The 19,900-nt window shown below is 31.8% G+C and carries 20 protein-coding genes; 15 read left to right on the top strand and 5 right to left on the bottom strand.

Annotated features, from left to right (window positions below):
• Positions 1-6: 6 nt before the first annotated feature.
• From DG435_RS13005 to DG435_RS12990, 4 genes are read right to left on the bottom strand one after another with little or no spacing between them, the layout of a single operon-like run.
• The gene (locus tag DG435_RS13005) at positions 7-876 is read right to left on the bottom strand and encodes a DMT family transporter (protein ID WP_106794527.1); all 870 of its coding nucleotides are present in this window, start codon (positions 874-876) and stop codon (positions 7-9) included.
• Positions 873-1,481, bottom strand: a complete 609-nt coding sequence (locus DG435_RS13000; RefSeq protein ID WP_106794526.1) for an HAD family phosphatase — start codon at positions 1,479-1,481, stop codon at positions 873-875. Before DG435_RS13000 ends, DG435_RS13005 begins: the two co-directional genes overlap by 4 nt.
• Complete coding sequence (gene ribD, locus DG435_RS12995; RefSeq protein WP_106794525.1) at positions 1,474-2,520, bottom strand: bifunctional diaminohydroxyphosphoribosylaminopyrimidine deaminase/5-amino-6-(5-phosphoribosylamino)uracil reductase RibD; 1,047 nt, start codon at positions 2,518-2,520, stop codon at positions 1,474-1,476. The genes DG435_RS13000 and ribD overlap by 8 nt, the downstream gene beginning before the upstream one ends.
• 2 nt (positions 2,521-2,522) lie before the next feature.
• Entirely contained in the window at positions 2,523-2,873 is a 351-nt protein-coding gene (locus DG435_RS12990) for a hypothetical protein (RefSeq protein WP_159025750.1), read from the bottom strand.
• A gap of 239 nt (positions 2,874-3,112) precedes the next feature.
• On the opposite strand from DG435_RS12990, the gene DG435_RS12985 reads away from it, so the two are divergent.
• The 15 genes from DG435_RS12985 to DG435_RS12915 all read left to right on the top strand — a co-directional run bounded on the left by DG435_RS12985 (position 3,113) and on the right by DG435_RS12915 (position 17,930).
• Positions 3,113-3,601, top strand: a complete 489-nt coding sequence (locus tag DG435_RS12985) for a GNAT family N-acetyltransferase (protein WP_106794523.1) — start codon at positions 3,113-3,115, stop codon at positions 3,599-3,601.
• 18 nt (positions 3,602-3,619) lie between these two features.
• Positions 3,620-4,471 (top strand): peptide chain release factor N(5)-glutamine methyltransferase, encoded by an 852-nt coding sequence (gene prmC / locus DG435_RS25955; RefSeq protein ID WP_234387169.1) that lies wholly within the window; start codon positions 3,620-3,622, stop codon positions 4,469-4,471.
• 15 nt (positions 4,472-4,486) lie between these two features.
• Positions 4,487-5,077 carry a TIGR00730 family Rossman fold protein gene (locus tag DG435_RS25950; protein WP_234387168.1) on the top strand — a complete coding sequence of 197 codons (591 nt, stop codon included), beginning with the start codon at positions 4,487-4,489 and terminating at the stop codon, positions 5,075-5,077.
• Positions 5,078-5,212: 135 nt separating this feature from the next.
• Complete coding sequence (gene ligA, locus DG435_RS12975; RefSeq protein WP_106794522.1) at positions 5,213-7,207, top strand: NAD-dependent DNA ligase LigA; 1,995 nt, start codon at positions 5,213-5,215, stop codon at positions 7,205-7,207.
• Positions 7,204-7,890 carry a lysoplasmalogenase family protein gene (locus tag DG435_RS12970; protein ID WP_106794521.1) on the top strand — a complete coding sequence of 229 codons (687 nt, stop codon included), beginning with the start codon at positions 7,204-7,206 and terminating at the stop codon, positions 7,888-7,890. The genes ligA and DG435_RS12970 overlap by 4 nt, the downstream gene beginning before the upstream one ends.
• A 132-nt stretch (positions 7,891-8,022) precedes the next feature.
• Positions 8,023-8,718: a hypothetical protein gene (locus DG435_RS12965; protein ID WP_106794520.1), complete on the top strand. Its 696-nt coding sequence runs from the start codon at positions 8,023-8,025 to the stop codon at positions 8,716-8,718.
• A gap of 912 nt (positions 8,719-9,630) precedes the next feature.
• Entirely contained in the window at positions 9,631-10,155 is a 525-nt protein-coding gene (locus tag DG435_RS12955; protein ID WP_234420909.1) for a hypothetical protein, read from the top strand.
• Position 10,156: 1 nt separating this feature from the next.
• Positions 10,157-11,029, top strand: coding sequence for a 4-hydroxy-tetrahydrodipicolinate synthase (dapA, locus tag DG435_RS12950; RefSeq protein ID WP_106795143.1), 873 nt, complete (start codon positions 10,157-10,159; stop codon positions 11,027-11,029).
• Positions 11,030-11,049: 20 nt separating this feature from the next.
• Positions 11,050-11,976 carry an ion channel gene (locus tag DG435_RS12945; protein WP_106795144.1) on the top strand — a complete coding sequence of 309 codons (927 nt, stop codon included), beginning with the start codon at positions 11,050-11,052 and terminating at the stop codon, positions 11,974-11,976.
• A gap of 230 nt (positions 11,977-12,206) precedes the next feature.
• Positions 12,207-13,001, top strand: a complete 795-nt coding sequence (locus tag DG435_RS12940; RefSeq protein ID WP_106795145.1) for an outer membrane protein assembly factor BamD — start codon at positions 12,207-12,209, stop codon at positions 12,999-13,001.
• A 15-nt stretch (positions 13,002-13,016) separates the two neighbouring features.
• On the top strand, positions 13,017-13,349 hold the full coding sequence (locus tag DG435_RS12935) for a DNA-directed RNA polymerase subunit omega (protein WP_101449737.1): 333 nt from the start codon (positions 13,017-13,019) through the stop codon (positions 13,347-13,349).
• A gap of 4 nt (positions 13,350-13,353) precedes the next feature.
• Positions 13,354-14,565, top strand: a complete 1,212-nt coding sequence (gene coaBC / locus DG435_RS12930; RefSeq protein WP_106795146.1) for a bifunctional phosphopantothenoylcysteine decarboxylase/phosphopantothenate--cysteine ligase CoaBC — start codon at positions 13,354-13,356, stop codon at positions 14,563-14,565.
• The gene (locus DG435_RS12925) at positions 14,558-15,442 is read left to right on the top strand and encodes a DUF4835 family protein (protein WP_108840619.1); all 885 of its coding nucleotides are present in this window, start codon (positions 14,558-14,560) and stop codon (positions 15,440-15,442) included. The genes coaBC and DG435_RS12925 overlap by 8 nt, the downstream gene beginning before the upstream one ends.
• A 107-nt stretch (positions 15,443-15,549) precedes the next feature.
• Entirely contained in the window at positions 15,550-17,214 is a 1,665-nt protein-coding gene (gene recN, locus DG435_RS12920) for a DNA repair protein RecN (protein ID WP_106795182.1), read from the top strand.
• Between the two features lie 221 nt (positions 17,215-17,435).
• On the top strand, positions 17,436-17,930 hold the full coding sequence (locus tag DG435_RS12915) for a CAP domain-containing protein (protein WP_199916871.1): 495 nt from the start codon (positions 17,436-17,438) through the stop codon (positions 17,928-17,930).
• Between the two features lie 10 nt (positions 17,931-17,940).
• On the opposite strand, the gene DG435_RS12910 is transcribed toward DG435_RS12915, so the two are convergent.
• On the bottom strand, positions 17,941-19,890 hold the full coding sequence (locus DG435_RS12910; RefSeq protein WP_106795090.1) for an OmpA family protein: 1,950 nt from the start codon (positions 19,888-19,890) through the stop codon (positions 17,941-17,943).
• Between the last annotated feature and the right edge of the window lie 10 nt (positions 19,891-19,900).

Below are 19,900 nucleotides of genomic sequence, written 5' to 3'. Positions count from 1 at the left end.
TGTATGCTATATAGAAAAGGCAACCAAAATAATGCTAATAACCGCCAGAATGATGCCTATCCAGTTTTTTAGGATTAATTTCTCTTTAAAAAAAAGAATTCCAGCAAGAGTTGAAACCAAAAGGATGGCTACGTTATTAATGGTGAATACTGTAGAGCTATCCATACTATCATGGCGTAAAGCTTGAATCAGGAAATAGATCGAAAAATAATTAGGAACTCCTAATATAATCCCTGCGATAATATTTTTAAATGCAATTTTTAATGTTCCGGTTATTGCTTTAAATGCTAATGTAATAATTCCAACAATTGCGGCAAATCCAAAAATAGTAGCAGAAAAAACTGGGATATCATTTTTAGCTACATAATGTGTTTCTAAAAACTTAATACTAGTATCAATAACCCCACTTCCTATAAAAACCAGTAACGGAAAGATTAGATTCTTTTTTGTTAAAGGGATTCCTCCGGTGGTTTTAACTGAGGTAAGATAAACTGCTATAAGTGCAATTAGAATACCTATGACTTTTACTATGCCCGTACTCTCTTGGTATACTATAATTCCGAATATGATGGGGATTACTAAGCTCATTTTGGTCGCTACTGCAGCTACAGATAGGCCGTTTTTTTGAGTAGTAATTGCCATTAGGTTAAATACAGATATGAATATTACACCCAAAATCATTGCTCCATAAAACCATTCTTTTCCAGATACAGAAGGTAAATCTATTGGTTCTGAGTATGCTATAATTCCTGAAATAGAAGCTACAACATAGTTTACAACAATTGCCTGTAGTGTGTCTACCTGGTATTTAGAAAACAATTTAAAGATGATAAAAATCAGAGTAGACGCTAAGACACTTAAAATTAAATAGATCAAAATAAATCAGATTTTATGGTAAATAAATCTGTAACATCTTCGGTTACAGGATTGTTGTTCCAGATATGCATTCCCAGTGCAGCAGCAGTGTCTGTATTGTCCTTTGTGTCATCAATAAAAAGGGTTTCGCTTGGGTTTAATTGATGTTGTTTCAGAACAAATTCAAAAATATAAGGTTCTGGCTTTCGTAAATTGATTTCATGAGAGAGGTAAAAAGCATCAAAGCATGATTTGAAAGCAGGGAAAAAGCTAATATGTTTTTTGATCCAATTAATGTGTAATTCATTGTTATTACTAAGTAAGATCAGTTTATAACGTTGTTCTGAAGCTAGTTTTTGAATGAATTCTAGGCGATGTTTAGGGAAATCCAGTAAAAGAGCATTCCAGGCATTAGTAAGTTGCTTCTCTGAAGCTTCAGGAATAAACTTCTGAAAGCTTTCTATAAGCTCTTTTGTAGTAATCTTGCCTGCTTCATATAAAATATTAAGCTCTCGTATCTCTGTAGTGAGCTTTTCATTTTTAAGATTGTATAATTCTCTTTCTGTTGCGGGTTTGTCTAAATTGATAAAGACGTCTCCAAAATCAAAAATTATAGTTTTAATCATTTTGATATATCTTTAGGGTGTCTGTCATGATTTTTTGTTCAGAAATTAGATTTCCTTTATGTGTGGGGGCTTTTATTCCGGTTCCAAAAGTAGTATTTCCTTCAAAAACCCTCGCCTCATCCCAGAGATTTTTATCAATAAAGGATTGTAATGTATAAGAACCTCCTTCTATGATCACTGATTGGATGCTGTGTTTATAGAGAATGTCACATATTTCTTTGGTAAGATTCTCTTGTGAATCGACAACTTCGTAAATAAGAGTATTGCTATTGTCTTTTTTTGATTTTTCTGAAGTAATCACTATGGTCTTTACTGATTGATCCAGTACGGCAGAATCTTTAGGGATTTTCCCTGATCTGTTAATGACGACTCTAGTAGGATGATGTTGACCAGCCCAATCTCTGATAGTAAGTTTAGGGTTGTCTTTAATAACAGTTTGGCTTCCTATCAAAATAGATTGTTCTTCTGCTCGCCATTTGTGCACAATTTGTCTGGAATATGTATTTGTAATCCAGACAGGCTCTCTTTTTTTGGTAGAAACCGGTGCAATATAACCATCTGTAGTTTCTGCCCATTTTAGGATTATATATGGTCTTTTTTTATTGTGAAAAGTAAAAAATCTTTTGTTTAATGCTAAGCATTCATTTTCTAGAACTCCAACAGTTACATCACAACCAGCATTCATTAACCTTTGAATTCCAGCGCCTGATACTTTTGCAAAAGTATCTATTGTACCAATAACGACCTTTCTTATTCCTTTTTCAATAATAAGGTCACTGCAAGGAGGTGTTTTTCCAAAATGGCTACAGGGTTCTAGACTAACATAGATTGTGGCATCTTTTAAGAGGGAATGGTTTTTTACAGAAGCAATGGCATTTACTTCGGCATGAGGTTTTCCGGATTGATAATGCCATCCTTCACCAATGATACTGTCGTTATGCACAATTACACTACCCACCAAAGGATTTGGGTAGGTCGTTCCCAGTCCGTTTTTGGCTAACTGGATACATCGTTTTATATATTTTTTGTGTATTGTCACTTTTATTTTAGTCTTACCTTTTGTTGTTTGTCAATTGTGTATGGATAAGAGAAATTTCCGAAATGATATCGAATTACTCCTTTATATTGTATATCAAGCGAATCACTTTGGATTACTTTTAGTACACTGCCAAGTATACTGTTTTTGTTTTTTTTATAGACTTTAGAAAGTGAAAAAGTTCCTTCTAGCGGAATGGCGAATTCATTTTTTGAAGGAACATCAAACTCTTGCGAAGAGAGTGCTCCGACATCAATGTTATCAACAAAAATGTGTATGCTGTCTATCGAAAGTTTTCCTTTTATGTTATTTGGATTATTGAAAACAGCATCTGCTTTGAGCGTTATATTGCGCATACTGACATTTTTAACCTCAATATTGTTGACGTATTTGAATTTAGGTTTTTTAGAAATAGAACAACTGGTAATACCTATAAGCAATGTTGATAATAATAAAAACTTATTCATTGATTCCTTGTTAGATTTAACGTATATTTCAATACCTTTTTAGAAGCTAATTTTTTATTCAAACGAAGATCAGAAGAATCTTCTGGTTCACGTTTTTGTGATACGACAAAAATAGTATTTTAAATATAATGAGTGATATAAAAATACGAGCAATACAGTTAAAAGATAATAAAGTAATTGCCTCAGTAATACGAGAAGTTTTAATAGAAATGGGGGTGCCTAAGGTTGGTACTGCTTATGAAGATGAATCTTTAGATAGTATGTATGAAACATACGACTATTCAAGAATGCAGTATTATGTGGTCGAAGAAGAGGGTAAAATTATTGGTGGTGCCGGTATTGCTCCATTAGAAGGAGAGGTTGTTGGTGATATTTGCGAGCTGCAAAAAATGTATTTCTTACCACAAGCAAGAGGCAAAGGAGTTGGGTATAAGATGATAAATAGATGTCTTGATTTTGCAAAAGAACAAGGATATGCCAAATGTTATTTGGAAACCATGCCTTATATGGAATCAGCCAGAAAACTATATAAAAAAGTAGGCTTTATTCCTTTGAAAGAGCCGATTGGGGATACCGGGCATTATAGTTGTCAGGCATGGATGATAAAAGATTTATAATCTAAAATAAACTTCAAATTGAAGATAAAAGACCTTAGGGCTAATTTTACAAATTCGTTATCCAGAATCTATGATTCTGAAGAAATACTATCTTTTTTTTATATACTTTCTGAAGAGATTTTAGGGTTTAAAAGAGTAGATGTTGCTATGCATCTGGATAAAATACTTACCATTGAGGAAAAAGCAAATTTTGATAAAGCCAGAAGACGACTCGAAAAACAAGAACCTATTCAATATATAATTGGAAAAACTTATTTTTACGGAATACCATTTATGGTCAATGAAAATGTGCTAATTCCAAGGCCAGAAACAGAAGAGTTGGTGGATTGGATTATAGAAGATCAAAAAAAGGATAAACAATCAATAACAATATTGGATATTGGGACAGGAAGTGGTTGTATAGCTATTTCTTTAGCAAAAAAAATACCTGAAGCCAAAGTGTATGCAATGGACATATCAGAACAGGCTATACAAGTTGCAAGAGACAATGCAAAGAAAAATCAAGCAGATATAACATTTATTAAAGCAGATATTCTAGAGGTTAAAGAACTATTTCAAGATTTTGATATCATAGTTTCTAATCCGCCTTATGTACGTGAATTAGAGAAGAAAGAAATGAGATCTAATGTATTGGATAATGAACCACAACGAGCGCTATTTGTTTCTGATAATGAGCCTTTGCTCTTTTATAAAAAGATTACAGATTTGGCTAAAGAAAAATTAAAAGAAAATGGTGGTTTGTATTTTGAAATTAATCAGTACTTGGGTGTAGAAACCAAAAATATGATCGAGAGTAAAGGATTTAAATCTGTAGAGGTACGTAAGGATTTATATGATAATGAACGTATGATAAGAGCTTGTTTAAATTAAAAAAAACCTGTTGATATGAATAATCTGAATTCAATTTGTGTATTTTGTGGAAGCAGTGAAGGAAACGATACCAGGGTTATTGCCGAAGCATTTTTATTAGGAGAAAAACTAGCCCAGCAAAAAATCACGCTGGTTTATGGTGCTGCAAAAATTGGGATAATGGGCAAGGTTGCTCAGGGAGTGATGCAGCAAAAAGGAAAAGTGATAGGGGTGATTCCAGAATTTCTAAAACGAAAAGAAGTAGTGCATCAAGGATTGTATGAGCTGATTACTACTGCTAATATGCACGAACGAAAGATGAAAATGCAGGAGCTTAGCGATGGCTTTATTACATTACCTGGAGGATTCGGAACATTAGAAGAATTGTTTGAAATTATAACATGGTCTCAGTTAGGTTTGCATCAAAAACCAATTGGACTTTTAAACACCGCAGGGTTTTATAATGATCTGTTAGCTTTGTTAGAAAACATGGTACGAAGAGGGTTTTTAAAAATGGAAAACTATGAATTGCTTCTTGTTGATGATGATATAGATAGGTTATTAGAAAAAATGAGAACCTTCAAGCCGGTACAAGTGCCAAAATGGTTAAAGCCAGAAAGAACATGATATCATGGTAATTGAATGAGAATGAAACGATTTTAAAAAGTATTAAAAACAATAAAGAATAAGTCTTAATCATTAAATCTGCCAATACACGGTAGGTATTCTGTCTGACCATTAAAACAAGACATATAAGTACCAATGAATACAGAACAACACATCAATCAATTAAGGGAAGAACTAAGGCAGCATAATTATAACTACTACGTACTGGATGCTGCTGTAATAAGTGATTATGAGTTTGATATGAAACTCAAAACACTACAGGAATTAGAAGAAAAACACCCAGAATATTATGATCCTAATTCTCCAACACTTAGGGTTGGGGGCGAAGTGACTAAGAATTTTGAAACGATAGTTCATGAACATCGAATGTATTCTCTGGATAATTCATATTCAAAGGAAGATTTATTGGATTGGGAAAAACGTATTAAAAAGTTGGTCGATGGAGAAGTGAATTATACTTGTGAACTTAAATATGATGGGGCATCGATAAGCCTTACTTATGAAGATGGAGTATTGGTGAAAGCAGTAACTAGAGGAGATGGTATTCAGGGAGATAATGTTACGACAAATGTAAAAACCATTAATTCTGTACCGTTAAAGCTAAAAGGTGGTTTTCCTCCAAAATTTGATATACGAGGTGAAATTATTTTGCCTTACGAAGGTTTTGCAAAAATGAATGAAGAGCGAATAGCAGTAGGAGAAGATCCTTATGCTAACCCTCGAAATACTGCTTCTGGTAGTCTGAAATTGCAGGATAGTGGCGAAACGGCTAAGCGACCACTAGATTGTTTGCTGTATAGTATTATAGGAAATAGATTAGGAATTGTTACTCAATTCGAAAGTTTAGAAAAGGCCAGAGAATGGGGGTTTAAAGTTCCCGCAGAATCCAAATTGGTACATTCGATTGATGAGGTGTTGGATTTTGTAGCATACTGGGATGAGCATCGTCACAATTTACCATACGAAACAGATGGTGTGGTGATTAAGGTAAATGATCTTCAGCAACAGGAGGAACTTGGTTTTACAGCCAAAGCCCCAAGATGGGCTATGGCTTATAAGTTTAAAGCCGAACAGGTTTTTACAACCCTTCATGAAATTACATATCAGGTAGGTAGAACAGGTGCAATTACTCCGGTGGCTAACCTAGAACCTGTATTGCTTGCAGGAACTACCGTAAAAAGGGCTTCTTTGCATAATGCCGACCAGATAGCAAAACTGGATATACGCGAAGGGGATACGGTTTTTGTTGAAAAAGGAGGAGAAATTATTCCAAAAATAATAGCAGTTGATTTTCAAAAAAGAGACAACAATTCACAACCAACAGTATATATAACTCAATGCCCAGAATGTCATACAGATCTTATTCGTAAAGAAGGAGAGGCTCAGCATTATTGTCCTAATTATCAGGGATGTCCACCTCAGATAATTGGTCGTATACAGCATTATATTTCTCGTAAAGCGATGGATATCGATGGACTAGGAGGGGAAACTGTGGCACTACTGGTTAATGAAGACTTGATTATAAACTATGCAGATCTTTATGAATTAAAAAAAGAGCAGGTTATTCCTTTAGAGAGGATGGCAGAAAAAAGTGCTGAAAATCTTATTGCTGGAATAGAAAAATCTAAAGAAATTCCCTTTGAGCGTGTTTTGTTTGCATTAGGAATTCGATATGTGGGAGAAACTGTAGCAAAGAAGCTCGCTAAACATTATAAGTTTATTGATGCTATTATTGAAGCTTCAGAAGAAGAACTGGTAAATGTAGATGAGATAGGAATAAAGATAGCTCAAAGTGTAGTAGAATTTTTTGCTTCCGAAGAAAATAGAAATTTAATTAACAGGTTAAAACAATATGGTGTTCAGTTAGAAGTTTCTGCAGAAAAACTAGCAAATCAAACAGATACTTTACAGGGGCAGACATTTGTAGTTTCAGGAGTTTTTGAAAAAGTATCACGTAATGAACTTAAAAAAATGATAGAAGATAATGGAGGTAAAATTTCTAGTTCTATCTCTTCTAAAACTTCTTTTATTGTTGCTGGAGCTAATATGGGGCCTAGTAAGTTAGAAAAAGCGAAAGCATTGGAGATTCCTATTATTAGCGAAGATGAATTTCTTAGTAAAATAGCATGAAAATAAGAACTCTTATTAAGGCGTTATTACTCATTACAGGAGGGCTTTGTGTATTGAGTACTGCTATGAATTGGCCTGATTTAGAGTTTTATGTAAAGCCAACCACAGTACCCTTGTTTTTTATGTTATACTGGTTTAATACAAAGCATATAAGTATTCTGTTTTTATTGGTTTTGTTTCTTTGCTTTCTGGGGGATATATTTCTATTGACAGATCTACAGAATAGTTTTGTATATGTCTTATTGAGTTATGGTGTTTGTTATTTGTTATTATTCTATTTTTTATATAAAAATCATAAACCTATAGATTATGATGGTACTGATATCGCCTATGTGTCAATTTTCTTTGTAGTGTGGTCTCTTATTGTTTATGAAATTTATGACGCAATACATATAGGAATGGGTGATATTAAATACTATGGATTGGTGTATTTACTGATATTATATTTTCTGTTTATAGGAGCAGTCTTTCATTATGTAAATGTTAGATCAACCAAGTCGTTATGGTTTTTGATCGCAATATTAAATTTTGTTATTAGTGATTCTTGCTTTGCGTTAAACAAGTTTTATGTTTCTTCACTCGAATTTGAAATTATTAATTCTATTTATCAATTATTAGCTGTTTTTTTTCTTGTACAGTTTAAGATATCTAGCCCTACTTCTTTAAAATTAAATAAATTGTAAGGAAGGATTTCGAGGCTATTTTAAGTTATCTCAAAATTTAGTATCTTGTGTAAGGGAAAAATTATATAATTGTGTAACAAAGTGTCCTATAGAGAATTGTGTTGATTTTTTTTCGGATGCAAATTAAAATTAATGAATGGAGGAAAACTACTAAAGCTTTTAATTTCTTTTTTAATTATTATACAAGTATTAGGGTTTGTGTTTCAAAATGATTTATTAAACACATACACTAGTTTAATTCTTGTAGTATTAATAACCGCTCTTTATTTTGTAGATTCTAAACGAATAAGAATATTTAAAGTTATTGTTCTTTTGGTTTTTGTTATAAAAGAGTTAGGTGTGTTTTATGCTATAGATGATGTTGTAAAATTTCAGATAGAGGCGCATATAGTCGTCTATATCTTGTTGTTTTTTTTCTTGTATTATAATCATAAGTCATTCGTATATAGTAGCAGAGATGTCTTTACGCTAGTATTGGGTAGTTCTCTGTTTACAGTTATATTTTTTATGGCTTATCTGGAGCTTAAAGACCCTATGGGAGAAATGCAAGTATTAGGGTTTCTCTATTTATTATTAGTTTATGTTTTACTAATTGTAGGAGCGATGCATTATATAAACATTCGATCAGAAAAATCGTTATGGTTCTTTTTATCCATGTTGAATTTTGCATTTAGCGACTTTATGTTCTTAATCGATAGATTTTATCTACGGTCTAAAGAGCTTAATGTACTTATGTTAATATGTAGTCCGCTTGCTCTTGTTTTTTTAGTACACTATATGATAACTAAATCATTAGTTCTTAAATCTGAAGAGTTTGAAGGTTTTTGATCTTAATAACGAAGAATTAGCTGTTAAAACAGAAATGCATATTACTTAAATTAATACTATATATGAATCTTGTAATCTTTTAAAAACTCCTTGAAAAAAATAAACATTACATATTTACTTACCTATTTTACTTTTTTAATCGTTATATGTGTAGCTATTTTTTTTGATAAATGGGTGTTGATATATGTGAAACCAATTGTTCCTATATCATTAATCTTCTTGTATCAAAGATTTGTAAAAAAAACTAATCTTTTGTTTCCATTAAGTATGCTTGTAATTGCGGTAACCGATGTTTTTGTGTATTTAGACTTTGTAAAATATTTTTCCACTATTGCAATACTAATTGCCTTGTTCTATGGCTTGTGCTTACTTTTGCTAAAAAACTTCATATCAATACAAGAAATAAGACTAAATAAATTGATGTCACCTCAAGCAATAGTTAGTATACTTTTGATTGGGTATCTTATTTTTTCTATTACGGGGTTAGTTTTGCCAAAAATTATAAATTCTGTAGAATCAGTACTATTGATAATAGTAAGTCTTCTTTTATTTGTTACAGTTTGTTTTTTTATTTATGTTGCTAATCGATATGAGAAATCAATTTATCTTTTTATAGCTTCGTGCTGTACCTTATTTGTAGATGCATTTCTTGCAATAAATGAATTGTATTTTTATAGTAGGTTATTTACTACATTGATCAATATTGTAGAAATAGCAGGGATATACTTTTTTACTATTTTTTTTGTGGAAACAAAACTTGTTAAAAAGAAACGTTTAGACGACAAATATTTATAGATTTAACAAAAATCATTAAGTTGTGTTAATTGTGAAGTTTTTGTTTTTTCTCGAAGTATACCAGATGATTTTAATTTGTAAAATGGCTACATTTGTGGCTTATTAATTTTTTAATAAATGATTTTAAAAGGTCTTAAAAGGAATGCAATAAAGAAAAGTGTCGAAGCATATCTCGGGGAAAGAGAAGCTAGATCTCAAAACATTTCTAATTTAAAAACACTTGCAGTTCTTATTGATGCAACTCAATCTATTAATATCGTTTCATTGTTGAAACTTGCTAATGAATTAGGTGTAAAATCAGAAGAACTTAAAGTAATAGGCTATAAAGAAGATCAGAAAGAAATTATAGATGATAAGGATGCAGCTTATTATAATGATAAGAGTTTTGGGGTAAATGGTGCAATAAAGAGTAAATCTTTACAAGATTTTGTAGATAAGGATTTTGATGTTTTGATCAATTTTTATGAAAAAAATACTGTAGAGTTAAACTATGTAGCAGCAGCTTCTAAAGCTAAATTTAAAGTTGGTTTTGCAGAGGTAGATAATCGAATTAACGATTTGATTATTGGAGCTTCAACAAATGATACCAATCTTTTTATATCAGAGCTTGAAAAATATTTAAAAATTTTACAGATTATATAGTATGAGTGATTTTCTAAGAGGAACAGGTATAGCATTAGCTACTCCTTTTAATAAAGATGGATCGATAGATTATGATGGTGTTACATCATTAGTTAATTTTTGTATAGAAGGAAACGTAGAATATTTAGTTGTATTAGGAACTACTGCAGAGTCAGCTACGCTCTCTAAAGAAGAAAAGAAGAGTTTAACAGCACATATCGTAGCGATAAATAATAAAAGACTCCCTTTGGTAATTGGAGTAGGAGGAAATAATACATCAGCTGTTCTTGATGAGATTAAAGAAATCAATTCATCTGATTTTGATGCTGTTCTTTCTGTTGTTCCTATGTATAACAGACCTAGTCAAGAAGGTATTTATAGGCATTATAAAGCTATAAACGATATTACGATTTTACCTGTTATATTGTATAATGTTCCATCTAGAACAGCAACTAATATGACAGCAGAAACAACCTTACGCCTTGCTCAATTAGATAAAATAATAGGGATTAAAGAAGCAGTGGGGGATTTTACACAGGTTTTACAGATTATTAAAAACAAACCATCTGATTTTCTTGTGATTTCTGGTGATGATACATTGGCATTACCAGCTGTGGTAGCAGGCGGAGATGGAGTAATAAGTGTGGTTGGTCAAGGATTTCCGGCATCGTTTTCAGAAATGATACGATTAGGGTTATCAGGAGAAACAAAAAAGGCATTTGAGAAACTTTATGCACTATTACCAGCTATAGGTTATGCTTTTGAAGAAGGAAATCCTGCCGGTGTAAAAAATATCCTGAAAGTAAAAGGGGTATGTGATGACAATCTTCGCTTACCATTAATACCCGTTTCAGATAATTTGGCAAAAAGAATAGAAGAGTTTGTTGAGGATTAATCGTTTTCAAAAATGAAGTGATGGCTAAAAAAATAAAAGACCCAGGTATAGGTAAGTCCTCTAATAAACATGCTAAACGATTTATCAATTCTGATGGTTCTTTTAATATAAAACACATCAATAGACCAAGTTCTTTATCCGAGAGTTATAATTACTTAATCAGTATTAGCTGGACCAAATTCTTCTTATGGGTAGTATTGGGATATACTTTGGTTAATGCATTATTTGCTATTATCTATACGTTTTTAGGAATATCAAATATCACAGAACCTACAGGAAGTGTTTTTAAAGATTTTCTCAATGCCTTCTTTTTTTCGGCTCAGACTATTACGACTGTGGGGTATGGAGCAATGGCGCCAAAAGGACTAGTTTTTGGTGTTATTTCTTCTTTTGAAGCACTTATAGGGTTGTTAAGTTTTTCATTTATCACAGGATTGTTGTATGGTAGGTTTTCCAGACCAAGAGCAAATATTAGATTTAGTAGCAGTATGGTATTTAGAAAACATAATGGGGTAGATTGTATTATGTTTAGATTAATGAGTAGAAGTGCTAATGTAATGATTCGACCTAAAATAGAAGCCACACTCTCTTTATCTCAGGAAAGTAAAGGTGAAAAATATGTCAATAATTTTTACAACCTAAAACTAGAAAGAAATTCGATTACATATCTGCCTACAACCTGGACTATTGTACATCCAATAGATGAATTGAGCCCGTTAAAAGAATTTAGTAAAGAGCAGTTGCAAAAATTAAACGGAGAAATTTTGATATTAGCTAGTTATTATGATGAGTCTTTTGCACAAGAAGTTCACCAGGTTCATTCTTATGTATTAAAGAATTTAAAACAAGATCAAAAATTTATTCCGGCATTTTATTATGATGATGATGGGTATACAATTTTAGATCATAATAATCTGGATAAAACCTTACCACATAGCTCCACCTAATTTTGTGAAAATAGTATAGAGTGTTAAATACAGTTTAATTCTGCAACATACCTCTAATTATATAGTTATTGAAATGAGCTAAAATCAATAAAATGATATAAACAGAAATGTTTATTAGCCAATTCTACCTGCTTAATTATAGAACAATAGAGAATGACAGGTGAATAGATGAATTAAAGTTTTTGTAATACGGCAGAAATATATACTTTTGCCAGATGTTTTTTTAAGATATGAAGAGATTATTGTATTTACTTGTTTGTGTATTATTTTTAGGATCTTGTAGTGAATACCAAAAGGTACTAAGAGGCGAAGATTTAGCCGCTAAATATAAAGCCGCAGAGAGCTTGTACAAAGAAGGGAAGTATAAAAAGGCCTTAAAGCTTTTTGAACAGGTTGTACCCCAATATAGAGGTAAGCCGCAAGCAGAAAGAATAATGTTCTATTATGCAGATACATATTATCAGTTAGAAGATTATTATCTTGCAGGATACCAATTTGAAAGATTCACTAAATCTTACCCAAAGAGCCAAAAAAGAGAAGAAGCATTTTATAAAGGAGCTAAAAGCTATTATGATTTATCTCCAAGATATAGTTTGGATCAGGAAGATACAGATAAAGCACTCGAAAAACTTCAGGCATATATTAATGCGTATCCCGAAAGTGAAAATTTAAAAGAAGCAAATAAGTTAGTTGCAGAACTTAGAGATAAGAAAGAAAGAAAAGCATATGAAGTTGCTAAACGATATCATCATAGAGAGAATTATAAAGTAGCTATTTCGGCTTTTGATAACTACCTTATAGATCATCCAGGATCTCCTTATAGAGAAAAAGTATTATATTACAAATTAGAGTCAGAATATCTTTTAGCAATTGGTAGTTATGAAAGTTTGGTAAGAGAACGTTTAGAAACTGCTCAAGGGTATTATAATAGTTATAAAAAATATTATAAGACAGAAGGGGAGTATTTAGAAAAAGCAGAAGAATTAGGAGAAGATATAAAGACAAGATTAGAACAATATAAATAGAAAATAAAGTAGAAGATGGATTTGAAAAAAAGTAATGCGCCGGTAAACACAACTACTATTGATAAAAATCGTATCGATCAGCCAACGGATAATATCTATGAGGCAATTTCGATAATATCAAAAAGAGCAACTCAAATCAATACCGATATCAAGAAAGAACTTCTTGAAAAATTAGATGAGTTTGCTACATATAATGATAGCTTAGAAGAGATTTTTGAGAATAAAGAACAAATTGAAGTTTCTAAATTCTATGAAAGATTACCAAAACCACATGCTTTAGCAGTACAAGAATGGTTAGAAGGTAAGATTTATCACAGAAATACAAAAGTAGACACAGAGTCTCTATAAACTTATGTCTATAATAAGCGGTAAAAAGATTTTAATTGGTGTCACCGCTGGTATTGCTGCATATAAGGCAGCAAGCTTAGTGCGCTTATTTATTAAATCAGGAGCAGAGGTAAAAGTAATAATGACACCTGCTGCTAAGGATTTTGTAACTCCGCTTACCTTATCTACACTATCTAAAAATCCTGTTCATTCCTCTTTCTTTGATGATGAAGATGAGAATGCAGTTTGGAATAACCATGTGGATTTAGGGCTATGGGCAGATTTTATGATCATAGCACCAGCTACTGCTAATACATTATCCAAAATGGCAACAGGAAATAGTGATAATTTGCTGTTAGCAACCTATTTATCTGCAAAATGCCCTGTTTATTTTGCTCCAGCAATGGATTTGGATATGTATAATCATCCTTCTACTCATCAAACGTTTAAAACATTACAAGAGTTTGGTAATATCATGATCCCTGCAGAGTCAGGAGAATTGGCAAGCGGTTTGATCGGTCAGGGACGTATGACAGAGCCTTCTACAATTATTGAATTTGTAGAAAAAGATATTTTAGATAAACTTCCGTTAAAAGGTAAACGGGTTCTGATCACTGCGGGCCCTACATATGAAGCAATAGATCCGGTAAGGTTTATAGGTAATCACTCTAGTGGTAGAATGGGTATCGAACTTGCCAAAACAGCAGCTAATTTAGGAGCACAAGTAACTCTTGTTCTAGGACCGTCTGCTCTTAAAATTAATCATACTCTTATTCATGTGGTGAATGTAATTAGCGCTAAAGATATGTATGAAGCTGTGGTTTCTGTATACAGTGATTGTGATATTGCAATTGCATCTGCAGCAGTTGCAGATTATAGGCCTAAAAACATATCAGATCAAAAAATAAAAAAGGCAGATACAGAATTTTCTATTAAATTAGAGCGAACAAATGATATCCTTAAATGGATGGGAGCAGAGAAGAAAAATCAATTTCTTGTAGGATTTGCTTTAGAGACAGAAAATGAAGAGGAGAATGCCAAGAATAAATTGAAAAACAAGAACTTAGATTTAATTGTTCTTAACTCTCTTAATGATAAAGGAGCTGGTTTTAAAGGACAAACGAATAAAGTAACATTGATTAATCATAAATTGGAGATTAAAGCGTTTGACTTAAAAACAAAGTCAGAAGTCGCAGAAGATATATTTAATGAAATTAATACATTGAACAATGAATAGGTTGTTGCTTGTTATCGTATTTATAGTTAGCTTAGGAGTTAATGCTCAGGAATTTAATGCTACTGTAGCTGTTAATGCAGAGCAAACGGGTAATCCCAATTTACAAGTCTTTAAAACCTTAGAGCGTTCATTAACTGAATTTATTAATAACTCAAAATGGACTTCTGTAGATTATCGGACAGAAGAAAGAATTAATTGTAGTTTTTTTATTACTATAAGTAGTTACGATAACGATGTTTTTTCTGCTACTGTGCAAGTGCAGGCGTCCCGTCCAGTATACGGATCTAGTTATAATACTACAATCTTTAATATAAATGATAAGCAGTTTAATTTTAACTACTTAGAATTTCAACCTCTAAATTATAATCCAAATAACTTTGAGTCGAATTTAATCTCTGTGGTTGCATTTTATTTATATACTATTTTAGGTGTAGATGCAGATACTTTTGAGCTAAATAGCGGAACCAGCTATTATCAGGAAGCTAAAAATATTGTTGGTAATGCACAAGGTAGTAACACGCTTGGGTGGGCCAGAGAACAAAATCCTAATAGATTTAGGCTTAATGATGATCTTCTTTCAGGAACATATGAAGGGTATAGGAAAACAATGTATACCTATCATAGAGAAGGACTAGATGTTATGTATAATAATATAAAAAAAGGAAAAGAAACGATTACTGAATCTATGAAATCGCTTGAGGAAATGCATAATACCAGACCTAATTCTTATATAATGAGAGTGTTTTTTGATGCTAAAGCTGATGAGATTTCAAGTGTTCTTTCTGGAGGACCTTCAGTTAATATTGCTGAAACCGTTGAGATACTTAATAAAGTAGCACCTACCTATTCAGAAAACTGGAAAACTATAAAGTTTTAAAAAATACTTTATTTTGAAATGAGTATAATTAAAAATTTAAATACTATTTTTAATTATTGTAAATGGTATCTTTACTTTTTTAAAAACAACAAAAACTTTTCTATCCTTTGCTAAGAGGTCTTTCTATAAAAAACTTCGCCTTAATAGAAGAGCTACAAGTAGCTTTTGATTCTGGTTTAATAACGATTACAGGAGAAACTGGAGCGGGTAAATCTTTATTGCTTGGTGCTTTGGGACTGTTATTAGGAAAAAGAGCTGATCTTAGCAGTGTTAAAGATAACTCTCAAAAATGTGTCATAGAAGGAGTTTTTGATGTAAAAAAATATGGGCTTAATTCTTTTTTTGAAGAAGCAGCACTGGATTATGAAGATCAAACTATAATTAGACGAGAGATTCTACCATCGGGTAAATCCAGAGCCTTTATAAATGACACTCCGGTCACCTTGCAGTCACTAGTATCTCTGGGAGGTAGATTAATAGATATTCATAGTCAACATCAAACATTAGAAGTAACTACAAATGACTTTCAGTTTGAGGTGTTAGATGCATTGGCTAATGCAGATCGCGAAATAAAATCTTATAGAAGAGGTCTTGAGCTCTTAAAAGAGAAAGAAAAAGAAATAGGTGTTCTTATTACTGATCAAGAAAATTTCACAAAAGAATATGACTACAATGCTTTTCTTTTGAATGAATTAGAAGAGGCAAAGCTTAAACCTGGAGAACTTCAAGAACTAGAAGAGCAATACGATCAACTTAATAACATAGAAGAAATTCAGGAACGATTATCAGGATCTGTTTCTATAATGTCTTCAGAAGAAGTTGGGGCATCTGATCAATTAAATACAATTAAGAATAACCTTTCTAAGATAGAATCGTATTCTGGGTCTTTGCAAGAACTTTCTCAGAGAATCCAAAGTGTTTATATAGAGTTGGATGATATAAGCAGTTCTTTACTTGATGAATTAGAAAAACTAGAGGCAGATCCCGGACGACTAGAGCAAATTAGCCAGCGTTTGCAATTATTACATAATTTGCAAGTAAAACATGCGGTATCAGATATAAAAGAATTGATTGTAATAACAGATACGCTGCGAGAAAAAGTTTCTAAAACAGAATCTCTTTCCGAAGATATAGAGAGGCTTAAAAAAGAAATAATCACTATTCAATCTCAATTAGATGAGGTTGCAGAAAAGATTCATAAGAAACGAAATAAGGCACTTCCTTTACTGATAAAGGAGCTAGAAGATATTCTTAAAGCGTTAGGGATGCCAAATGCTGCATTTCAAGCCTCTTTAGAACTACAGGATAAGTATTTTTCTAATGGAAAAGAAGTGCTAACATTTTTATTCTCTGCCAATAAAGGAGGCGCTTTTGGGGAACTTAAAAAAGTAGCTTCCGGAGGAGAACTATCAAGAATTATGATCGCTATTAAATCTATTCTATCAAGATATACGCAATTACCTACAATAATTTTTGATGAAATAGATACTGGTGTATCAGGTGAAGTTGCTCATAAAATGGCAGATTTAATGATGAATATGAGTAAAAACCTACAAGTTTTTAGCATTACACACTTGCCACAAATTGCTGCTAATGGTCAAAACCATTATAAAGTTTATAAAGAAGATATACAAAATACTACCATTACTCAGCTTAAATTGTTAAGTGAGGAGGAACGAATTAAGGAAATTGCCGAAATGATAGGTGGTAAAAATATTTCTGATTCGGCACTAACCCATGCAAAATCCTTGTTAGATTCAGCCTTAAATTAGATAGAAAAGTAGTGAGTCTACCATCAATAAGTAGATTGTTGTGTGCTTTGATCTAATACTAAAAAACAAGTCTTAAGGTGCTGATGTTGTGTATTTTATCGATTATTTGCAATATAAGCCGTTTAAAGGGTGTTTTTTATCGATTTTAACATTTTAAGCTCAGGTTGTTTTCTTTTATTTTGTAGTTTGTGCCGGTAGCCCCAAGCCTACGCCCCCAAATTATGAAATCACCTATTAAAGTAATCTATATTGCTTGTATGGCAATATTGTTGTATTCGTGTTCTGCAGAAAATGTTGAAGAAGATTTAGGTTCTTCTAATAAAGAATTTATTGTCCCCGAAGTAAAATCAATAGAAATTGAAATTTTGGATCTTATAAATAATTATAGAGTTTCTAAGGGTTTAAACACTCTTGAGCCTTTAGATGTTATAAAATCACAAGCATATAGTCATACGGATTATATGATTAAGCAAAATAACATATCTCACGATTATTTTTATGAGCGTAAATCATATCTTGTTACTAATACAGGAGCAAGCAAAGTAGCCGAAAATGTAGGGTATGGTTATTCCTCTGCAGAATCTATTGTTAATGCATGGATAAAAAGTGATAGCCATAGAAGTACTATAGAAGGTGATTTTACAGATTTTGATATTTCTATAGAACAAAATGAAGATGAAGTGATGTATTGTACTAATATTTTTATTAAAAGATAGTGTCTTCTAATTATTGATAGTCATTGAGTATTAAAAAAGCTGAACGTCTATTTTCATCATGATCTTTTTCGGTGCAGGGAGGTTTGTTGCTAATACCGCACTGGTTTAATAATTGGGATTCACCATAGCCTATAGCGCTCGGAATTCTTTCTGCAGCAATTCCTCTGGATAAAATATAACCTCTGGTAGCGTTAGCACGTTTTTGAGAAAGTTTCATGTTGTACTTCTTACTACCACGACTATCTGTATGAGATTCAATCTTGATAATCATTTTAGAATTTTCTCGCATTACATTAACAATATTCTCTAATTCATATGCTGCATCTGCACGAATATTATATTTGTCAAAATCAAAGAAAATAGGATTTACTACAATTTCTTTTTTTATAATTAGTGGGGTTAAATATAAATCTAATTTGACCTCACTTCCATTAGTTGTAGTTGTTGAGAACTGTTTTGAATCAGGCCTGTAATTTGCTTTGGTAGCTAAGATAGAATATGTTTTTCCACATGATATTTCTTCAAAAATGTATTTGCCGTTGTTGTCAGATAGAGTAGTGCTAATAATTTTACCAGTTTCATCAATAATTTTTACTGTAACATCAGCAAGTGATTCTAGGGTGAGTTTATCGTATGTTACGCCGGTTAAAACTTGTTTACATTCATACTTGTCAAATGTATATATATCATCACTTCCCTTACCTCCAGTTCTATTAGAAGAGAAATATCCAGAATCACCATCTGGGTTTAAGAAGAAAGCAAAATCATCATAACCACTATTATAAGGAGCTCCAAGGTTCTTAATCTTTATATCCTCATCAACTCTTTTTTTAAGTATGTTGGATTTATAAATATCTAAAAACCCAAGGTTTATATGACTGTCTGATGAGAAATATAATGTAGAGTCTTTTGCTACAAAAGGAAATACTTCCCGGCCTTCGGTATTAATTTTATCACCTAAATTTTTTACAGTTCCAAAAGAACCATCATCATTAATAGCAACTTTATATATGTCTGATTTACCATATCCTCCTTTTCTATCTGATACAAAATATAAGGTCTTTTCGTCTGGACTTAATGTTGGGTGTCCTGTAGAGAAAGTTTTATCATTAAATGGTAATTCTTCTACAGCTGTCCATTGATTACCTTTAAGCCTAGCTCTATACAGTTTTAGATTAGAATTACCTTCTTTATCATAAGATGTTTTCTTTCTTTTGTTAATGTTGTTTCTGGTAAAATAGAGTGTCTTACCATCATTAGTGATTGTTAATGTCCCTTCGTGTTCGTTTTTTAAATTTACTTTGTCTGAAGAAATGGGAGCAATGTCCTTTACTACAATGGTCGAATCAATTCGATCAATTATAGATTGATAAATATTTAAATAAGGTTCTCCATTCCATTTGTAAATTTTCTTTTTGCCTTTAGTATTTTCATCTGCTCTAGAAGATGAAAAATATAAATTCCCATTTTGTTCATACCCACCAAAATCAGAATATTTACTATTGGAGTTTAAGTTTATTACCCGAACATGAATATCTTTTGGAGTAGATAATTCTTGAAACTTTTCGAGACTTATACTTTCAAAATCTTTAGTGTGCTTACCATTTTGTTGAAGTGTTTTAAACTTTTTAAGCCACTGATTAGCTTCATTGTATTTACCTAAACTTCGTAAGGTTTGTATGTACTTATAAATATATTGAGGATGTATTTTGTCGTATTTGTTAACAGCTTTGTTGTACCAAAAATATGCTTGCTCTGAGTTAGAATTGTTATAATAACAATCTCCTATTCTGGATAGAATATGTTTGCTGCTATCTTCTTTTTTTAATGCTTCTTTATATAATTCTATGGCTTTTAAATATGCGAAATCTCTAAAATATTTATCTGCTACCTTTACTTTTTGAGCATGAATAAAAGTGCTAAACAGAAATGCTAAAATTAGAAATATTATATTTTTCATAAATATGGTA

Origin of the sequence: Aquimarina sp. Aq78, assembly GCF_900299525.1 — a bacterium.
In the GTDB taxonomy this organism is placed as follows: Bacteria; Bacteroidota; Bacteroidia; order Flavobacteriales; family Flavobacteriaceae; genus Aquimarina.
Note: the sequence above shows the minus strand (reverse complement) of the source record. Positions and strands in the feature narration are given on the sequence as shown.

Coding starts and splice junctions, on each gene's coding strand:
- ligA (WP_106794522.1), top strand. CDS start 5,213: ATGAATACAGAACAACACATCAATCAATTAAGGGAAGAACTAAGGCAG.
- DG435_RS12970 (WP_106794521.1), top strand. CDS start 7,204: ATGAAAATAAGAACTCTTATTAAGGCGTTATTACTCATTACAGGAGGG.
- DG435_RS12910 (WP_106795090.1), bottom strand. CDS start 19,890: ATGAAAAATATAATATTTCTAATTTTAGCATTTCTGTTTAGCACTTTT.
- DG435_RS12915 (WP_199916871.1), top strand. CDS start 17,436: ATGAAATCACCTATTAAAGTAATCTATATTGCTTGTATGGCAATATTG.
- DG435_RS12945 (WP_106795144.1), top strand. CDS start 11,050: ATGGCTAAAAAAATAAAAGACCCAGGTATAGGTAAGTCCTCTAATAAA.
- DG435_RS13000 (WP_106794526.1), bottom strand. CDS start 1,481: ATGATTAAAACTATAATTTTTGATTTTGGAGACGTCTTTATCAATTTA.
- coaBC (WP_106795146.1), top strand. CDS start 13,354: ATGTCTATAATAAGCGGTAAAAAGATTTTAATTGGTGTCACCGCTGGT.
- dapA (WP_106795143.1), top strand. CDS start 10,157: ATGAGTGATTTTCTAAGAGGAACAGGTATAGCATTAGCTACTCCTTTT.
- DG435_RS12965 (WP_106794520.1), top strand. CDS start 8,023: ATGAATGGAGGAAAACTACTAAAGCTTTTAATTTCTTTTTTAATTATT.
- DG435_RS12985 (WP_106794523.1), top strand. CDS start 3,113: ATGAGTGATATAAAAATACGAGCAATACAGTTAAAAGATAATAAAGTA.
- DG435_RS12955 (WP_234420909.1), top strand. CDS start 9,631: ATGATTTTAAAAGGTCTTAAAAGGAATGCAATAAAGAAAAGTGTCGAA.
- DG435_RS12990 (WP_159025750.1), bottom strand. CDS start 2,873: ATGCGCAATATAACGCTCAAAGCAGATGCTGTTTTCAATAATCCAAAT.
- DG435_RS12925 (WP_108840619.1), top strand. CDS start 14,558: ATGAATAGGTTGTTGCTTGTTATCGTATTTATAGTTAGCTTAGGAGTT.
- DG435_RS12940 (WP_106795145.1), top strand. CDS start 12,207: ATGAAGAGATTATTGTATTTACTTGTTTGTGTATTATTTTTAGGATCT.
- DG435_RS12935 (WP_101449737.1), top strand. CDS start 13,017: ATGGATTTGAAAAAAAGTAATGCGCCGGTAAACACAACTACTATTGAT.
- DG435_RS25950 (WP_234387168.1), top strand. CDS start 4,487: ATGAATAATCTGAATTCAATTTGTGTATTTTGTGGAAGCAGTGAAGGA.